At 72.6% G+C, this 16,084-nt stretch carries 16 protein-coding genes and 1 pseudogene; 8 read left to right on the top strand and 9 right to left on the bottom strand.

What is annotated here, in order from left to right; translation table 11 throughout:
* The first annotated feature begins 1 nt into the window (after window position 1).
* Together ACLZN2_RS37795 and ACLZN2_RS37790 are read left to right on the top strand one after the other, a co-directional pair.
* Complete coding sequence (locus tag ACLZN2_RS37795; protein ID WP_416984167.1) at window positions 2–1,180, top strand: FAD-dependent monooxygenase; 1,179 nt, start codon at window positions 2–4, stop codon at window positions 1,178–1,180.
* 10 nt (window positions 1,181–1,190) lie between these two features.
* Window positions 1,191–1,985 (top strand): aminotransferase class IV, encoded by a 795-nt coding sequence (locus ACLZN2_RS37790; protein WP_416984109.1) that lies wholly within the window; start codon window positions 1,191–1,193, stop codon window positions 1,983–1,985.
* Between the two features lie 108 nt (window positions 1,986–2,093).
* On the opposite strand, the gene ACLZN2_RS37785 is transcribed toward ACLZN2_RS37790, so the two are convergent.
* From ACLZN2_RS37785 to ACLZN2_RS37760, 6 genes are all read right to left on the bottom strand, one after another.
* Window positions 2,094–2,579 carry a carboxymuconolactone decarboxylase family protein gene (locus ACLZN2_RS37785; RefSeq protein ID WP_416984108.1) on the bottom strand — a complete coding sequence of 162 codons (486 nt, stop codon included), beginning with the start codon at window positions 2,577–2,579 and terminating at the stop codon, window positions 2,094–2,096.
* A 113-nt stretch (window positions 2,580–2,692) separates the two neighbouring features.
* Window positions 2,693–3,682 (bottom strand): malate dehydrogenase, encoded by a 990-nt coding sequence (locus ACLZN2_RS37780; protein ID WP_416984107.1) that lies wholly within the window; start codon window positions 3,680–3,682, stop codon window positions 2,693–2,695.
* Window positions 3,683–4,047: 365 nt separating this feature from the next.
* Window positions 4,048–5,004: a DUF2690 domain-containing protein gene (locus tag ACLZN2_RS37775; protein ID WP_416984106.1), complete on the bottom strand. Its 957-nt coding sequence runs from the start codon at window positions 5,002–5,004 to the stop codon at window positions 4,048–4,050.
* Window positions 5,005–5,121: 117 nt separating this feature from the next.
* Window positions 5,122–5,571: a helix-turn-helix domain-containing protein gene (locus ACLZN2_RS37770; RefSeq protein ID WP_416984105.1), complete on the bottom strand. Its 450-nt coding sequence runs from the start codon at window positions 5,569–5,571 to the stop codon at window positions 5,122–5,124.
* Between the two features lie 164 nt (window positions 5,572–5,735).
* Window positions 5,736–6,209 carry a DUF3017 domain-containing protein gene (locus ACLZN2_RS37765; protein ID WP_416984104.1) on the bottom strand — a complete coding sequence of 158 codons (474 nt, stop codon included), beginning with the start codon at window positions 6,207–6,209 and terminating at the stop codon, window positions 5,736–5,738.
* Window positions 6,199–7,053, bottom strand: a complete 855-nt coding sequence (locus ACLZN2_RS37760; RefSeq protein WP_416984103.1) for a bifunctional methylenetetrahydrofolate dehydrogenase/methenyltetrahydrofolate cyclohydrolase — start codon at window positions 7,051–7,053, stop codon at window positions 6,199–6,201. Before ACLZN2_RS37760 ends, ACLZN2_RS37765 begins: the two co-directional genes overlap by 11 nt.
* Before the next feature lie 212 nt (window positions 7,054–7,265).
* Here ACLZN2_RS37760 and ACLZN2_RS37755 point away from each other — a divergent pair, with 212 nt between their 5' ends.
* The 5 genes from ACLZN2_RS37755 to ACLZN2_RS37735 all read left to right on the top strand — a co-directional run bounded on the left by ACLZN2_RS37755 (window position 7,266) and on the right by ACLZN2_RS37735 (window position 11,991).
* Window positions 7,266–7,883, top strand: coding sequence for a hypothetical protein (locus tag ACLZN2_RS37755; protein WP_416984102.1), 618 nt, complete (start codon window positions 7,266–7,268; stop codon window positions 7,881–7,883).
* A gap of 115 nt (window positions 7,884–7,998) precedes the next feature.
* Window positions 7,999–8,751 carry an FHA domain-containing protein gene (locus ACLZN2_RS37750; protein ID WP_416984101.1) on the top strand — a complete coding sequence of 251 codons (753 nt, stop codon included), beginning with the start codon at window positions 7,999–8,001 and terminating at the stop codon, window positions 8,749–8,751.
* Window positions 8,748–10,445 (top strand): protein kinase domain-containing protein, encoded by a 1,698-nt coding sequence (locus tag ACLZN2_RS37745; protein ID WP_416984100.1) that lies wholly within the window; start codon window positions 8,748–8,750, stop codon window positions 10,443–10,445. The genes ACLZN2_RS37750 and ACLZN2_RS37745 overlap by 4 nt, the downstream gene beginning before the upstream one ends.
* A 116-nt stretch (window positions 10,446–10,561) precedes the next feature.
* Window positions 10,562–11,473, top strand: coding sequence for a hypothetical protein (locus ACLZN2_RS37740; protein WP_416984099.1), 912 nt, complete (start codon window positions 10,562–10,564; stop codon window positions 11,471–11,473).
* A 47-nt stretch (window positions 11,474–11,520) separates the two neighbouring features.
* On the top strand, window positions 11,521–11,991 hold the full coding sequence (locus ACLZN2_RS37735) for a hypothetical protein (protein ID WP_416984098.1): 471 nt from the start codon (window positions 11,521–11,523) through the stop codon (window positions 11,989–11,991).
* Window positions 11,992–12,075: 84 nt separating this feature from the next.
* Here the strand turns inward: ACLZN2_RS37735 and purH are convergent, their stop codons facing one another.
* Window positions 12,076–13,653: a bifunctional phosphoribosylaminoimidazolecarboxamide formyltransferase/IMP cyclohydrolase gene (gene purH, locus ACLZN2_RS37730; protein WP_416984097.1), complete on the bottom strand. Its 1,578-nt coding sequence runs from the start codon at window positions 13,651–13,653 to the stop codon at window positions 12,076–12,078.
* Window positions 13,650–14,282 carry a phosphoribosylglycinamide formyltransferase gene (gene purN, locus ACLZN2_RS37725; RefSeq protein WP_416984096.1) on the bottom strand — a complete coding sequence of 211 codons (633 nt, stop codon included), beginning with the start codon at window positions 14,280–14,282 and terminating at the stop codon, window positions 13,650–13,652. Before purN ends, purH begins: the two co-directional genes overlap by 4 nt.
* A 330-nt stretch (window positions 14,283–14,612) precedes the next feature.
* Here purN and ACLZN2_RS37720 point away from each other — a divergent pair, with 330 nt between their 5' ends.
* Window positions 14,613–15,344 carry a hypothetical protein gene (locus tag ACLZN2_RS37720; RefSeq protein ID WP_416984095.1) on the top strand — a complete coding sequence of 244 codons (732 nt, stop codon included), beginning with the start codon at window positions 14,613–14,615 and terminating at the stop codon, window positions 15,342–15,344.
* 383 nt (window positions 15,345–15,727) lie between these two features.
* Here ACLZN2_RS37720 and ACLZN2_RS37715 read toward each other — a convergent pair.
* Window positions 15,728–16,084, bottom strand: a pseudogene (locus ACLZN2_RS37715) (hypothetical protein); the annotation flags it as partial.

Raw genomic sequence — 16,084 nt, 5'->3', positions numbered from 1 at the left:
GGTGGAACCGGCGATCGTGGTGGGCGCGGGCCCGGTCGGCCTCTCGGCCGCGCTGGGCCTGCGCGCGCACGGGCTGCCGGTGACCGTGCTGGAGGCGGACCCCGAGGACCGCGAACGGCCCGGCAGCCGCGCCCTGTTCGTGCACCGCGAGACCCTGCGGCTGCTCGACGCCATGTCCCCGGGCCTGGCCGCGGAGATCACGGCGTACGGCCGCACCTGGCACACCCGCCGCACCCTCTACCGGGGCCGTGAGGTGTACTCCCGCACCTTCCCGCCCCCGTCCGGGCTGCCGCCGTTCACCAGCCTGCGCCAGGTGGACACCGAGCGCTTCCTGCGCGGGGCGTGCGAGCGGGCGGGCGTGGACGTCGTCTGGGGCGCGCGGATCACGGGCGTCTCCGCCGCCGCCCGAGGTGTCGTACTGACCGGCGAGGACGGGCGCGAGTGGAGCGCCGGGTACGTCGTCGCCGCCGACGGCGCGCGTTCGGCGGTCCGGGGCGGGCTGGGCATCGCCATGGAGGGCACGCGCGGCGAGGGCTTCCACGTGGTCGTCGACCTCGCGGACGTGCCGGGCGCCGAGCTGCCGCTGGAGCGGGTCTTCCACTACGAGCATCCGGGCGTCGGCGGCCGCAGCGTGATGCGGGTGCCGTTCACCGGGGGCTTCCAGGTGGACCTGCAGTGCTTCGACGACGACCAGGAGGAGGCGTACGGCACCGAGGACGCCGTACGCCGCTGGCTCCCCGGCGTGGTCGGCGAGGGGTACGACGACCGGATCCTGTGGGTGTCGACGTACCGCTTCCTGCGCAAGGTCGCCGCCTCCTTCACCGATCCGCACCGGCGGGTGCTGCTGGTCGGGGAGGCGGCGCATCTCTTCCCGCCGTTCGGGGCACGCGGCATGAACAGCGGGATCGCGGACGCGGCGGAGGCAGCGGAGGCGATCGCCACCGGAACGGCCGCTGCCGTGGACGGCTTCGCCGACGTACGGCGGGCCGCCGGGCTGTTCAACAGCGAGGCGGCCGGGATCGCGCTCGGCCATCTGCGTCCGCACCGGCGGATCGTACGCATGCGCCAGCGCGCGGCGGCGGCTCTCGCGCCCGTGCTGCCGTCGTGCGGATCATGGCTGGAACACGCGCCGTACGGTCCCCGGCACGGGGCGCCGGCGGTCGCGGGCGGCAAGTACTGAGGAGGACCGGATGAGTGCGGAAGGGCTGTCGGGCTGGTCGCCCGGCGGTGGGCTGACACCGGTCCCGGCGTCCGAGGGCCCGCTCCTGGCCGCGGACTCGTGGCTGGTGCGGGACGGCCGGGTACGGGCCTACGACCGTCACCGGGAGCGTTTCCTGCGGGCCTGCGGGGAGGTCGGCGGGCCGGGGCCGGGCCGGCTGGCGGAGTTCTGGCAGGACATGACCGCCGCGCTGCCGCGCACGGGTGAGTGGTTCCCCCGGGTGGAACTCGCCGCCAGGTCACTGGAGCTGAGGCTGCGGCTGCGGCACGCCCCGCCGCTGGGCACGGAGATCCGCCTGTGGGCCGCGGGCCAGGAGGACCCGCGCACCGCGCCCCGCCGCAAGGGCCCCGATCTGGACGTACTGGCCCAGGTGCGGGGACGGGCGATCGACGCCGGTGCCCAGGAGGCGGTGCTGGTCGGGCCGTCCGGGGTGGTGCTGGAGTCGCCGACGGCCGGAGTGCTGTGGTGGGAGGACGACACCCTGTGTCTGCCGCCGCCCGGGCTGCCCGTACTGCCCTCGGTGACCACCGCGCTGATCCTGCAACGGGCCGTGCGCGACGACATTCGCGTCGATCACCGGGAGCGGACCGTGGCCGAGCTGGCCGGCCGCGAGGTGTGGGTGGTGAACGCGCTGCACGGGATCCGCCCGGTGACGGGCTGGGCCGGGGAGGCAACGGGAGAGGTGATGACGGCCGGTGCCGCGACGCGGGCGGCGGAATGGCGGGAATGGCTGGAGGGACTGACGGAACCGCTGCCGGAGAAGTAGGACCCGGAAACGAAGTAGGACCCGGAGACAACGACGGGCATCGGCCGGAATTGCCGATGCCCGAATTCGCGTTTCTCTAATCCAGGAAATTCGCGCCTTGCCGGGATTTCACTTCTTGGCGGGCTGATAAGCCCCCGGGACCATGCGTGTGGCGATCGCGATCCGGTTGTAGGCATTGATGACGGTGGCCGCCCAGATCAGCGCCGCGATCTGCGCCTCTTCGAAGACCTCGGCCGCCTCGGCGTAGACGTCGTCCGGCACGTGTCCGTCGGCGACGAAGGTCACGGCCTCGGTCAACGCCAGTGCGGCGCGCTCCCGTTCGGTGAAGAAGGGGGTCTCCCGCCAGGCGCTCAGGGCGTAGATCCGCTGCTCGGTCTCGTCGGCGGCGCGGGCGTCCTTGGTGTGCATGTCGAGGCAGAAGGCGCAGCCGTTGAGCTGCGAGGCGCGGATCCTGAGCAGCTCCAGGATTTCCGGTTCGACTTTCGCGTCCTGCGCCGCGGCGACGGCGGCGGCATGCAGGGACCCCATCGCGGAGGAGACGTCGGGGGTGATTTTCTTCAGGGCCACACGGGATATCTGGTCACGGTTGCTCATGGGCTCGACTATATCCGCGAATTCGCATTCCGGAGCCCTTTTTCAATGGCCCCGTATACTCACGGGCCCCGCTCCGAGAACCGGAACGGGGCCCGTGGCCGTTACAGGACCGCTCAGATGAGACCGAGGCCGCGAACCGCCTCGCGCTCCTCCTCCAGCTCCTGCACCGACGCGTCGATGCGGGCGCGGGAGAACTCGTTGATGTCCAGGCCCTGGACGATCTCGTACACGCCGTCCTTGGTGGTGACCGGGAAGGAGGAGATCAGGCCCTCCGGGACGCCGTAGGAGCCGTCCGACGGGATGCCCATGGAGGTCCAGTCGCCCTCGGCGGTGCCGTTGACCCAGGTGTACACGTGGTCGATGGCGGCGTTGGCTGCGGAGGCGGCCGAGGAGGCGCCACGGGCCTCGATGATGGCGGCGCCGCGCTTGGCGACGGTCGGGATGAAATCGTCCGCCAGCCACTTCTCGTCGTTCACGACCTCGGCGGCGTTCTTGCCGGCGACCGTGGCGTGGAAGATGTCCGGGTACTGGGTGGCGGAGTGGTTGCCCCAGATGGTCAGCCGCTTGATGTCGGCGACGGTCGAGCCCGTCTTCTTCGCGAGCTGGGTCAGCGCGCGGTTGTGGTCGAGGCGGGTCATCGCGGTGAAGCGCTCGGCCGGTACGTCCGGGGCGGCGGCCTGGGCGATCAGGGCGTTGGTGTTGGCCGGGTTGCCGACGACGAGGACCTTGATGTCGTCCGCGGCGTGGTCGTTGATGGCCTTGCCCTGCGGCTTGAAGATGCCGCCGTTGGCCTCCAGGAGGTCGCCGCGCTCCATGCCCTTGGTGCGGGGGCGGGCGCCGACGAGGAGGGCGACGTTGGCGCCGTCGAACGCGACGTTCGGGTCGTCGCTGATGTCGATGCCCTGGAGGAGCGGGAAGGCGCAGTCGTCGAGCTCCATGGCGGTGCCCTCGGCGGCCTTGAGCGCGGGGGTGATCTCCAGGAGGCGCAGCCTGACCGGCACGTCCGCGCCGAGCAACTGGCCGGAGGCGATGCGGAAGAGCAGGGCGTAACCGATCTGGCCGGCCGCGCCGGTGACGGTGACGTTCACGGGAGTGCGGGTCATGGCGTTCTCCGTATGACAGCTGTCGGTGGGGCGTCCCTGCCCCGGATGGGACGTACAGATGATCGATCTCTTGGTATCAAGAGATCCACCGGCGGTCAGGCTATCGCGCATCCGGGATGTCGGACGTCCGGGGCCGTGTGGCCCGGCCCACAGACCCGGCCCACGGCACGCGAAAGGCGGCCGCCGGTCCGGGAGAGGTGGAACCGGGCGGCCGCCGGTGGGGGTACCGGTCGCTCCGGACTCCCGTGGGGGTACCGTTCGCGTGCCCAGAGGGGAAGCGGGTATTCCTGTACGCCGACTTTTTCCCGGCGGATTTTCCCGACGGATCCTCCCGGGAGGTACCCAGGTCGTACCCAGGTCGTGTCCTAGCCGGTGCACCCCTCCGCGCCCGAGGCCAGTACCGCGCACGCCTCCGCCTGGTCGGGACCGCGTACGGCGATCATCGGGGTGTACGCGATCGTCTCGTCGGCGGCGGTGATGGTGCCGGTCCGGCTGCGCGAGCCGACGGTCACCCGGACCACGTCCCCCGGTACGGCCCGGGTGATCCGCCCCCAGGCCGCGCCGCACGTTCTGCTGTAGCGGACCTCGACCACGGCCGGGCCGACCGCCGTGCTCTTCGCCGTGGTCGCCAGGTCGCCGCCGCACCCCATCCGCTCGGCGTCCTTGCCGGTGCAGCCGGAGCCCGCGCACAGCACCCCGGCGGGCAGGGTCGTACTCGTGCGGGCCGACGGCGAGGGCGAGGCGGAGGCACCGGCGGTCCGCCCCGGGACGACGGCATCGGTCAGCAGGAAGGCGGCCACGGCGAGGCCCAGCACCCCCGCCACCCCGGCGAGGAACAGGGCCGGCCGCTGCGCACGAGTTCCTCGCCCCGCTCCCCCGGCGGTGTCGGACGGCAGGGCCGGCGACGCCCCCGCGGGACCGGCGGCTCCCGGGACGGCCACCGCACGCTCGGGGCCCCGCCGCCCACCGTCCCCGGGCGGCCCGAACTCCCCCAGCGGGGCCCGCGCCCGGGCGATCCGCGAGTCGTCCACGGTCCGCTCCTGCCGCAGCTCCGCACGGCTCCAGGCCCGCTCGGCCGGCTCCCACAGCGTGATCAGCTGGACGGGCGGGGTGCCGGTGACCTCGGCGAGGGCGACGACCGCGCCCTTGGGGGCGAGCAGCCGGCCGTCGAGGTACTTCTCCCAGGAGGTCCTGCTGTACCCGGTCCGGTCCGCGACCGCCCCGAGGCTCAGCCCCGCACGGTCCACCACCCTGCGCAACTGCTCCGCGAACTCCCGTACGTGCGGGTCGAGTCCGTCCGGCAGATCCCGCCAACGAGGCATGGAACCCCCCTCCCTGCGCCAAATCCCCCTTTGGCCACGTTAGCCCCGATGTCCAGACGATCCGGGACACAAACCCGAACCGCCGACGTATCGGCACGGCTGCCGTGCGGCCGGTCCTCAGCCGAAGAGCATCGCTCCGCCGACCGCGGTGAGCAGCAGGACGAGCAGCAGCAGGAGCGCGAGGAGGAGAAGCCGTCCGGCGGGGCGGGCCGGCTCGGGTTCCTCCAGGCGTTCCCACCAGGGGACGGTGGGGTCGTCCTCGTACCGCTCACCGGGATCCGCCGGGGCCGGGCGCGGCCAGGCCTCCACGGCCAGCTCCCAGCGCACGACGTGCCGTTCGGCGTCCGCGCCGGTCAGCCCGGCGACCCGGCACAGCGCGGCGACGGCCTGCCGGGGCGGCGGCTGGACGGCGTTGAGATAGCGCTGCCAGGACGACTTGCTGTACGCGGTGCGGGCACCGAGTGCGGCGAGACTGAGGCCCGTGCCGTCCTTGAGCTGCCGCAGTAGCTCCACGAAGTTCCGTACCTCCGGCGGCAGCCCGTCCGGCAGCGGCTGCCAGGCGCCCATCCCGCCCACCTCCTCGTCGATCCCATGGACGGGACGACATCCGGCACCCGACCGGTTCCCTGGCCGACCGCGCGCCCCGAAGGGGCGCGGGGCTCTGCCTATATGCGGCTCCGCCGCGTGGGCGCGACCAGCCACGACGGCGCAGCACCCGAAGAACAACCCGGCTAACTGCTGACCGTGAAATGCAGCGTGTCCTTAAGGAACGGAATCTGCAGCCAGGGATCCGGCTGAGCCATCAACGCCAGCAGCACTATCGTCGCGCCCAACACCACGTACGTGACGATGTCGGTGAACCGCGACCGCACCGCGAGCATGCCCACACCCGGCAGCAGCCACCGCAGCACCGCCCCGGTCAACAGCCCGACCCCGATCACGATCGTGCCCGCCCGGAACTGGTCGAGCGCGGTCACCAGCAGACCGGCGGCGACCAGCGCGAGGACGACGATGATCGGCCACTGCCGAGCGGCCAGCGCGTCGCCGGCCGCGGCCCGCCCCGCTCCCTCGGGGCGCGCGGTGTCCTTGGTGAACAGCGGGAAGCGCCGGGTGTGCCGGCGCGCCACGCCGTCCGGGTCCGGCGCGCTGACGGGGTCCCGCACCTCGATGTCCTCGGCCTCGCCTCGGGTGTCCTCAGCCGGCACTGCGCTCCGCCGCCTCGACCACGTTGACGAGCAACTGCGCACGGGTCATCGGGCCGACGCCGCCCGGGTTCGGGGAGATCCACGCGGCGACCTCGCGGACGTCGGGGTGGACGTCGCCCTTGATCCTGCCCTCGGCGTCGCGCGAGACACCGACGTCGAGGACGGCCGCGCCCGGCTTGATGTCCTCGGCGCGGATCAGATGGGCGGACCCGGCGGCGGCGACGACGATGTCCGCGCGCCTGAGGTGCGCCGAGAGGTCTCGGGTGCCGGTGTGGCACTGGGTCACGGTCGCGTTCTCGCTGCGGCGGGTGAGCAGCAGCGGCATCGGACGGCCGATGGTGACGCCGCGGCCGACGACCACGACCTCGGCGCCCTTGATCTCGACGCCGTACCGGCGCAGCAGGGTGAGCACGCCGTTCGGGGTGCAGGGCAGCGGGGCGGGCTCGTTGAGGACGAGCCGACCGAGGTTCATCGGGTGGAGGCCGTCGGCGTCCTTGGCCGGGTCCATCAGTTCCAGGACGCGGTTCTCGTCGATGCCCTTGGGCAGCGGCAGCTGGACGATGTAACCGGTGCAGGCCGGGTCGTCGTTGAGCTCGCGGACGACCGCCTCGATCTCCTCCTGCGTGGCCGTGGCGGGCAGTTCGCGCTGGATGGAGGCGATGCCGACCTGGGCGCAGTCGCGGTGCTTGCCGGCGACGTACTTCTGGCTGCCGGGGTCGTCCCCGACGAGGATCGTGCCGAGGCCGGGCGTCACGCCCTTCTCCTTCAGCGCCGCCACGCGGGCGGTCAGCTCTGACTTGATCTCGGCCGCGGTGGCCTTGCCATCGAGAATCTGGGCGGTCATGCCCCCATCCTCCCGGATGACGGGCTCCCGGTTCCAATCCGGGCCCGGAATGCGGCCGGAGAAGGAACTGGACAAGAAACCGGCCATTGCAGAACGATTGATGCCACAGTGCCGCGGGCAGTACCGGGGGGACGCACCGCATCTCTGATCTTCCTCCGCAGTGCGCCGCCCGCCGTCCCCTGCACTCGACGACCGACGGAGGAAGAAGCGCCATGAGTTTCGGCGACCCGAACAACCCCTACGGCCCGCCCCAGCAGCCGCAGCCCGGCCAGCCGCCGCAGCAGCAGCCCGGCTACCCGTCCTACCCCGCCGCCCAGCAGCCCGGCTACGGCTACCCCACCGCTCCCCAGCCCGGCCAGGGCTACCCGCAGGCGCCGCCGGTGCCGCAGGGGTACGGCTACCCCATGCAGATGCCGATGCAGATGCCGGGGATCATCCAGACCGCCCGGGTGCTGCTGTTCATCCTCGCGGGCTTCCAGTTCCTGGCCGCCGTGATCTTCGGCATCCTCGTCGCGGTGGCAAGCAGCGCGGACAGCGACGTGGACATCGTGGCCGGAGTGGTCGCCGCGATCGCGCTGCTGATGCTGGCGCTCGGCGCCCTGTCGATCTTCCTGGGCGTGAAGATGCGCAACGGCCGCGGCGGCATCCGCATCGGAACGATGATCTACGCGTCGCTGATGATCCTGGGCAGCCTCGTCAACATCGGGCAGGGCGTCTCCCAGACGGCGGCCTCGGGCGCCCTCGGCGGCATCATCTCGCTCGCCTTCGGCATCACCATCCTCGTGGGCATGATCAAGGGCGGCGACTGGTTCAACCGTCCGCGTTACTGAGCCGCAGCGGCGTCTTCTCGCCATTCCTCACCGGGGCCGTGTCGCGTCGTGACACGGCCCCGGCCCGTCGCCCACTCTGGGGCGGTAGGCGCGGGTGGGGATCGGGAGACACACCGTGTACAGCATCATCGTCGTACCTCCGCCGGAACCGGGACCCGGACGCGGCGGGGCTGACCGCCGGCTGCGGCTCGCCCCCGGCGAACGGCTGCGCTTCGGGCGGTCGGCCGACGGCAACGACCTGGGCATCCCGCACGACGGCGTCTCCCGGCGGGCGGGCGAGATCACCGCGCAGGGCGCGTTCTGGACACTGAGCAACTTCAGCCGGGAGCAGACGTACGTCGTGGAGAACCCGGAGGGCGCGGGCGAGCACATCAAGGTCGCGCCGGGCCGGCTGGACGCGCCGGTTCCGTTCGAGTTCGCCCGGCTGGTGCTGCCGGCGGCGGGCGATCTGCTGGCCGTCGAGGTGTGGGCGCCGCGCCACGACTATCTGGGGCCGCCGTCGGGCCTGGACGGCGCGACCACGGCACCGGCGTTCTCCCTGGACCGCGGCAAGCGCTACTTCGCGGTTCTGGCCGCGCTGTGCGAGCCCCGGCTGCGCGGCGAACCCCATGCCCCGCTGCCCACCGTGGACCAGGTGGTCACCCGGCTGCGGCCGGGCTGGCCCGCCGCCTCCCGCACCTCGGTGCAGTGGAACATCGACTACCTGGCCGTGAAGCTGCGCCTCAAACCGGGCCCGGAGACGGCCGACCCGGGCCCGCGTCTGAACGGCAAGAAGGAGACCCTGGTGTCGCTGGCGCTCCGCTTCGACCTCGTCCGCGAGGACGATCTCGGCGTCCTGACGGCTCTCCCCCAGGCGCCCGCGCGGTGAGCGGGACGTACGCCGTCCGGGTCCCCCGGGGCTACCGGGTCGGCCGCTGGGAGGTGCGGGAGCCGATCGCGACGGGGGCGTTCGGCAGTGTGTACGCGGCGCGGCGGCGCCCTGACGACTCCGCCGGGCCCGACGACCCCGCAGGCCCCGCCGGCCCCGACAGCTCCGACCGCCCTGATGACAACGATGCCCCGACCGGTCTTCCCAGGTCGGCCGCCCTCAAGTTCCTCCCCACCGGCACCCGCACGCCCCGACAGCTCACCCATCTGCGGGAACTCGCCGAGCGCGAGCGGGAGTTGCTGAGCCGCCTCACCAAACCCCGCCTCGCCAACCCCCGCCTCACCGGCCCCCGCCGCACAAGCCCCCACCTCATCCGCCTCTACGAGACCCTCACCGTCGACGACCCTTCCCACCCCGACCTCGACGGCGCCACCGTGCTGGTCCTGGAGAAGGCCGAGGACTCCTTGTCGGCCCTGCTGAAACGCACCCCTGCACCGGCGACCGGCCCCCTCCTGCTCGCCCAGGTCTGCGCGGGCCTTTCGCAACTGCACTGCGCGGGCTGGGTGCACGGCGACCTCAAACCGGCCAACGTACTGCTGATGAAGGACGGTTCGGCCCGGCTCGCCGACTTCAACATGGCCGCCGAACTGGAGGGCACCCACGGCTACACCCCCGCCTTCTCCACCCCCGACTACACCCCGCCCGAGCTGCTGTGGGCCGAGATCGGTGAACGCGGCCGCCGCATCCGCCCCTCCGCGGACGTCTGGGCCTTCGGCGTCCTCACCCATCTCGTCCTCACCGGTTCCTTCCCGCTGCCCGGCGCCACCCCGGCGGCCCGCCGCGACGCGGCCGTCGCCTACGCCCGCGGCACCGCCGAACTGCGCCTGTCCCCCGGGCTCCCCGCGGCCTGGGCCGGGATCGTCCGCGCCTGCCTGGCCCGCACGCACGCCGAGCGCGTCGGCACCGACGCACTGCTGCCCCGGGTCGAGGAGGCGGCCGGCACGGGCACCCCGCCCCGGTTGCTCGGACTCCCGCTGCCGCGCGCACTGCTGCGGGCCCCGCTCACGCGCCGCGCACGCCACCGCCGTACAGCTGTGGCACTGGGTTCGGCCGCCGCGACCGCGGCCGTGGCGGTCCTCGGCTACGGCCTCACCCACGGGACGGACCCCGGCGGAGAGCCGCAGGACGGCAAGAACTCCGCGGCCGTCTACGGCGCCTCCGAACTGCGCACCGACAAGGGCGTCCCGGTGCGGTACCGCCGGATGATCGTCGACTCGGCGCACGAATGCCTCCAGCGCGAGGTCAGTCCCGTCCTCATCGCGGCGATGCTGAAGGCGGAGAGCGACTTCGACCCGGACCTCTCCGACCCGGCCACGGGCGAGTACGGCATCGCCCGCTGGACCCCGGCCGTACTGCGCTGGTGGATCCGCGCCGACGGCGTCCCCGCGTCGGCGACACCCCGCCCGCCGCTGTCCGCCACCGAGTCGATCCGCGCCATGGGCCGCTACCTCTGCTTCATCGAGCCGCGCCTGACGACGTCCCTGCCCGGCGACCGCCGCCTGCTGATCGCGGCCTCGTACCGGACGTCGTACAAGAAGGTGAACGCCGTCGGCGGGATCCCCCCGCAGTGCCGCGGCTACACCGTCCGCGTCGCCCGCTACCTCAAGGAGTACACCCCGCCCGCGCAGCGGTGACCCTCAGAGGTCCGAGGTACCCCCGCCCCCCGGCGTGCCCCACGGTGTGAGTGCCGCACCACCACGGGGCGGCGACGGGGGAGATCACGGGACAACGGGGGAACGGGGGACGTCCCATGAGGCGAGTGTTCGCTTCACTGTGTGCGGTCGCGGCGGTGACGGGGGCCGCCGCGACCGGATGCGGCCACGACCGGGGCACCGCTCCCGAGACCCGGCCCGAGCCGCTCACCTGGCAGCAGGAGCTCCGCGTCACCGACGCCGAACAGCACCTGACCGCACGGTGCATGGAGCGGCACGGCTTCACCTACGCGGAGGACCGCACGCTGAGCCTGCGCGAGAGCATGCCCGTGCGGTACGTGCAGGACGACGTGGCCTGGGCACGGACGTACGGCTACGGCGGCCGTATCCAGGCGAAGCAGGACCGGCTGCGGCTGCACAACCCGATCGCCGCCTACCGCCGGGGCCTGTCGGCAGCGCGCCGGGCCGCCTTCGACGAGGCGCTCGACGGCGGCTCCGGCTCCCAGGTGCTGTCGGCGACCCTGCCCGGCGGCGCCCGCGAGGTCCGCAAACGGCTCGGCGGCTGTACGGCGGAGGCGCAGGAGGCCCTCTACGGCGACCCCGCCGCATGGTTCCGCGCCACCAAGACCGCCACCGGGCTCAACTCCCTGTACGCCGACGACCTGCGGCACGACCGGCGGCTGACCACCGCCGTGACCGCCTGGTCGCGGTGCATGAAGAAGGCCGGGCTGTCCTACGCGGACCCGCAGGCGGCTCGGGACGCGGTGCGGGAGAACACCGCGCGGCTGGGCCCGGCGCACGCCGACCGGGCGTTCGCGACGGAACGCGCGACCGCCGTCGCCGACGCCGGCTGCGCCCGCACCACCTCCCTGAGGGCCGTGGCCACGGCCCGGGAGACCCACTACGTCGACCGGCTTCCCGACCGGTACGGCGAGGCGCTCGACACCTACCGGCGCCTGGCGCGGCAGGCGTACGACCGCGCGGTACGGATCGTGCCGCAGCGCGCCTGACGCATCAGTCAGCACACGAACGCATCACACAAACGAGGGGATTCACCATGCGGAAGTTCGCCATCACGGCGGCCGTCGTCGGCCTGACCGCGCTCGGGCTCACCGTGCCCGCGGCGACGGCCCAGGCGGCCGACACGAGCGTCCAGGTCGTCGGCTGCAACAACGCCTGGCCGGGCCGCAACGGCAACGTCTACGCCTGGGACGGCTACGACTGCCAGGGCACCCGGCTGGGCTACACCGCGGGCAACGACGCCGACTGGAACGCGTCGGGCGGCGGGTTCGTGAACGCCTCCGACAAGGCGTCGTCGGTCATGAACGCCGGGTACACCGGCGGCAGGGACGTCGTGCAGTTCTGGTTCCTCGAGAACTACACCTACGGCTACGCCTGTCTGGCCCCGGGCGAGTACTTCGCCGACAACCTGTCCGACAACTTCTTCACCAGCGGGCCGGTCGTGGACAACAACATCCGCTCCCACAAGTGGGTGACCTCCGGCGAGTGCTCGAACTGGCTCACCTGATCAACCGGACGACGGACGACGGAGGGCGGAGGGCGGCCCGGCACACGCCGGACCGCCCTCCTACCTGTCGGATGTACGCACCCGTCAGTGGAAGAAGTGCCGCGTCCCGGTGAAGTACATGGTGATGCCCGCCTTCCGCGCGGCCTCGACCACCAGCTCGTCACGGACCGAACCACCCGGCTGGACGATGGCCTTGACCCCGGCGGCGGCCAGGACGTCGATGTTGTCCGGGAACGGGAAGAACGCGTCCGAGGCGACGTACGAACCGCGCGCCCGCTCCTCACCGGCCCGCTCGACGGCGAGCTTGCAGGAGTCGACCCGGTTGACCTGGCCCATGCCGACGCCGACGGAGGCACCGTCCTTGGCGAGCAGGATGGCGTTGGACTTCACGGCCCGGCAGGCCTTCCAGGCGAAGGCGAGCTCGGTCAGCTCGTCCGCGCCGAGCGCCTCGCCGGTCGCGAGGGTCCAGTGGGCGGGGTCGTCGCCGTCGGCCTGGAGGCGGTCGGCGACCTGGAGCAGCGCACCGCCGCCGATGGGCTTGAGCTCGACGGCGTTGGAGGGACCGTTCGGCGCCTTCAGCACCCGGATGTTCTTCTTCTTGGTGAGGGCCTCCAGGGCCCCCTCCTCGTAGTCGGGCGCGACGATGACCTCGGTGAAGATCTCGGCAACCTGCTCGGCCATCTCCTTGCTGACGGGCCGGTTGACGGCGATCACCCCGCCGAAGGCCGACAGCGGGTCGCAGGCGTGCGCCTTGCGGTGCGCCTCGGCGACGTCGGCGCCGATCGCGATGCCGCACGGGTTGGCGTGCTTGATGATCGCGACGGCCGGCTCGGCGTGGTCGTACGCCGCGCGGTGCGCGGCGTCCGTGTCCGTGTAGTTGTTGTACGACATCTCCTTGCCGTGCAGCTGCTCGGCCTGCGCCAGGCCGGTGCCGCTGCCGTCGGTGTAGAGCGCGGCGGGCTGGTGCGGGTTCTCGCCGTAGCGCAGGGTGCTCTGGCGCTCCCAGGTGGCACCGAGGAAGTCGGGGAAGCGAGACTCGTCGACGGGGGCGTAGGAGGAGGCGAACCAGGAGGCGACCGCGACGTCGTAGGCGGCGGTGTGCTGGAATGCCTCGGCGGCGAGCCGCTTGCGGGCGGCGAGGTCGAAGCCGCCGCTCTGCACGGCGGCGAGGACGTCGCCGTAGCGGGCGGGGCTGGTGACGACGGCGACGGACGGGTGGTTCTTCGCCGCCGCCCGGACCATCGAGGGGCCGCCGATGTCGATCTGCTCGACGCACTCGTCGTCGGAGGCACCGGAGGCGACGGTCTCGCGGAACGGGTAGAGGTTGACGACGACCAGGTCGAACGGCTCGACGCCGAGCTCGGCGAGCTGCTCACGATGGCTGTCGAGGCGCAGGTCGGCGAGGATGCCCGCGTGGACCTTGGGGTGCAGGGTCTTGACGCGGCCGTCCAGGCACTCGGGGAAGCCGGTGAGCTCCTCGACCTTGGTGACGGGGACGCCGGCGGCGGCGATACGGGAGGCGGTGGACCCGGTCGAGACCAGCTCGACACCGGCCTCGTGCAGCCCACGGGCGAGCTCCTCGAGCCCGGTCTTGTCGTACACGCTGACGAGCGCGCGCCGGATCGCCCGCTGGGAGCTGCTCTCTGCGGTCTGGGCGGTCACTGGATAACTACCTTTCGTCCCTCAATGCGATAGCCGTTGCGGGCGAGCCGCCCCACGACCTCGACGAGCAGCCTTCGCTCGACTTCCTTGATGCGCTCGTGCAGAGCGCTCTCGTCGTCCTCGTCCCGGACCTCGACCACGCCCTGGGCGATGATCGGTCCGGTGTCGACACCGTCGTCGACGAAGTGGACGGTGCAGCCCGTGACCCGGGCCCCGTACGCCAGCGCGTCACGCACACCGTGCGCGCCGGGGAAACTGGGCAGCAGCGCGGGATGCGTGTTGACGAACCGCCCCCCGTACCGGGCCAGGAACTCCTTCCCCACGATCTTCATGAACCCGGCGGAGACGACGAGGTCGGGCTGATGGTCTGCCACGGCGTCGGCGAGGGCGGCATCCCACTCCTCCCGGCTCCCGTAGTCCTTGACCCTCGTCACGAAGGTGGGGATCCCGGCCCGCTCGGCACGGGCGAGCCCCTCGATCCCGTCCCGGTCGGCTCCTACGGCGACGATCTCGGCCCCGTAGGCCTCGGCGCCGGTGGCGGCGATCTCGTCGAGGAGTGCCTGCAGATTCGTACCGGATCCGGAGACCAGCACGACGAGGCGCTTGGCCACGGACGGCTTGGCGGCCACGGGGGAAGCCCTTTCTCGGGGAAGCAGCTGCGCACGGCCGGCGGCGACTTACGGCTTGCGACTTGTACGTTCGTACGAATGCATCGCGCCCCCGGATACGGGGAAGCCTACGAAGCAGCCGACCGTCAGCAACGATACCGGCACACCAGGCGGCCCCCACGGGACGGGGGCGTGGCCGGAAGGTAGCGTCTGCGAGGAGCGGGATCGGGAACGCGGTGCCATTGCGGTGCGTTTCCTCTCTGAGAGCTCACCGAAAGCCGAAGCCGGACAGCCGTATCACCCACAGCCGTACCACCTAAGCCGTATTACCTAGGGGAAGACGCTCACTTGATGCCGGACCGCAGCCTGCGACTCCACACGCTCCCCCCGCAGCCCGTGCCGGGAGAGCGCGGCGCCCTGCTGCGCGAGCGCCCTTCATCGCCGCCCGAGTCCGACAAGCCGCAGGGAGACGAGGACAACCCCTTCGCCCCTCCCGTCGAGGGCACCCCGGACCGCCCCTGGCAGCCCCGCCGCCCGTCGGACAACGGTGACGACTCCCCCGACGGCGGCCGCGCCCCCTGGGGCGGCCACTGGAGCGACCAGCAGCCCGGCCGCTCCCCCGGCGGCGGCTTCGGCGAGCGCCCCAACAACGGCCCGGAAGGCCCGACCCCCACCCCCAACCCCCGCTGGGACCCCACCGACCCCGCCCAGCGCCGCGCCCGCTACGCCCTGCTGTGCGGCATGTGGGCCTTCTTCTTCGCCCTCTTCGGCTGGCCGTACGTGGCCCTGCTCCTCGGCGCTCTCGCCCTGAACTGGGGCATCAGCGCCCTGCGCGCCAAGCCCCGCACCCCCGACCCCGACACCCCGGCGGCTCCCCAGGCCCGCCCCCAGACCACGGCCGCGATCAGCGGCCTGGTCACCGCCTCCCTGGCCCTCGCCCTGGTCGCCACGACGTTCACCGCCCAACTCGTCTACCGCGACTACTACACCTGCACCAAGGACGCCCTCACCACCGAGGCCGAACAATCCTGCAAAGACCTCCTCCCAAAGGAACTGAGAAGCATCCTGGGCGCGAACACCTAAGCACCGGCCCAGACAAATCCAACCCGTCCGGGTGTGCCCCCTCTGAGGGTGCCCCCTCTGGGGGAGCTTGAGGACGAGGCCCGTTCAGGGCCGAAGCGGGGTCCGGGGGCGCAGCCCCCAGAGGGGCGCAGGGGCGAAGCCCCGCGGGGGTCTGGGGTGCAGCCCCAGCGAGGCGCAGGGGCGAAGCCCCGCGGGGGTCTAGGGTGCAGCCCCAGCGAGGCGCAGGGGCGAAGCCCCGCCGGGGTCAAGGGGCGGAGCCCCCGGTGGGGCGCAGGGGCGAAGCCCCGCCGGGGTCAAGGGGCGGAGCCCCTGGCCGGGTCGAAGGGGCGGAGCCCCTGGGGGATGGGAAGGGTAAGGGCGGCGGGGGCGAGACAAAACCGGCCTCAGCCGGACTCCTCGTCACCCGCCACCTCCCGCAACGCAGCCCACCGCACCTCCCGAGCCCCATCCCCATGCCACCCCGGCTCCCCCGAGGACACCCCGACCTCCTCTCCCCCCTCCCCCATCTCCATCCCCATCTCCATCCCCATCCCCATCCCCTCCTCCGCTTCGAAGTCGTACGGCTCACCCCCACCCCCCGACTCCACCCCACCGTCCCCCTCCCCATCCCGCTCCCCCCCGACAACAGCCCCCACCCCCGTCCAGGAAAACTCCCTCACCCCCCGCCCCTTCCACCTCCGCACCCACAACCCCACCGGCACCCCCATCCCCACCACCCACACCACCACCGCACCCCCCAC

Origin of the sequence: Streptomyces sp. T028, from assembly GCF_048159505.1 — a bacterium.
In the GTDB taxonomy this organism is placed as follows: Bacteria; Actinomycetota; Actinomycetes; order Streptomycetales; family Streptomycetaceae; genus Streptomyces.
The sequence above is the reverse complement of the archived record's forward strand: the minus strand, read 5'-3'. Positions and strand labels throughout refer to the sequence as shown.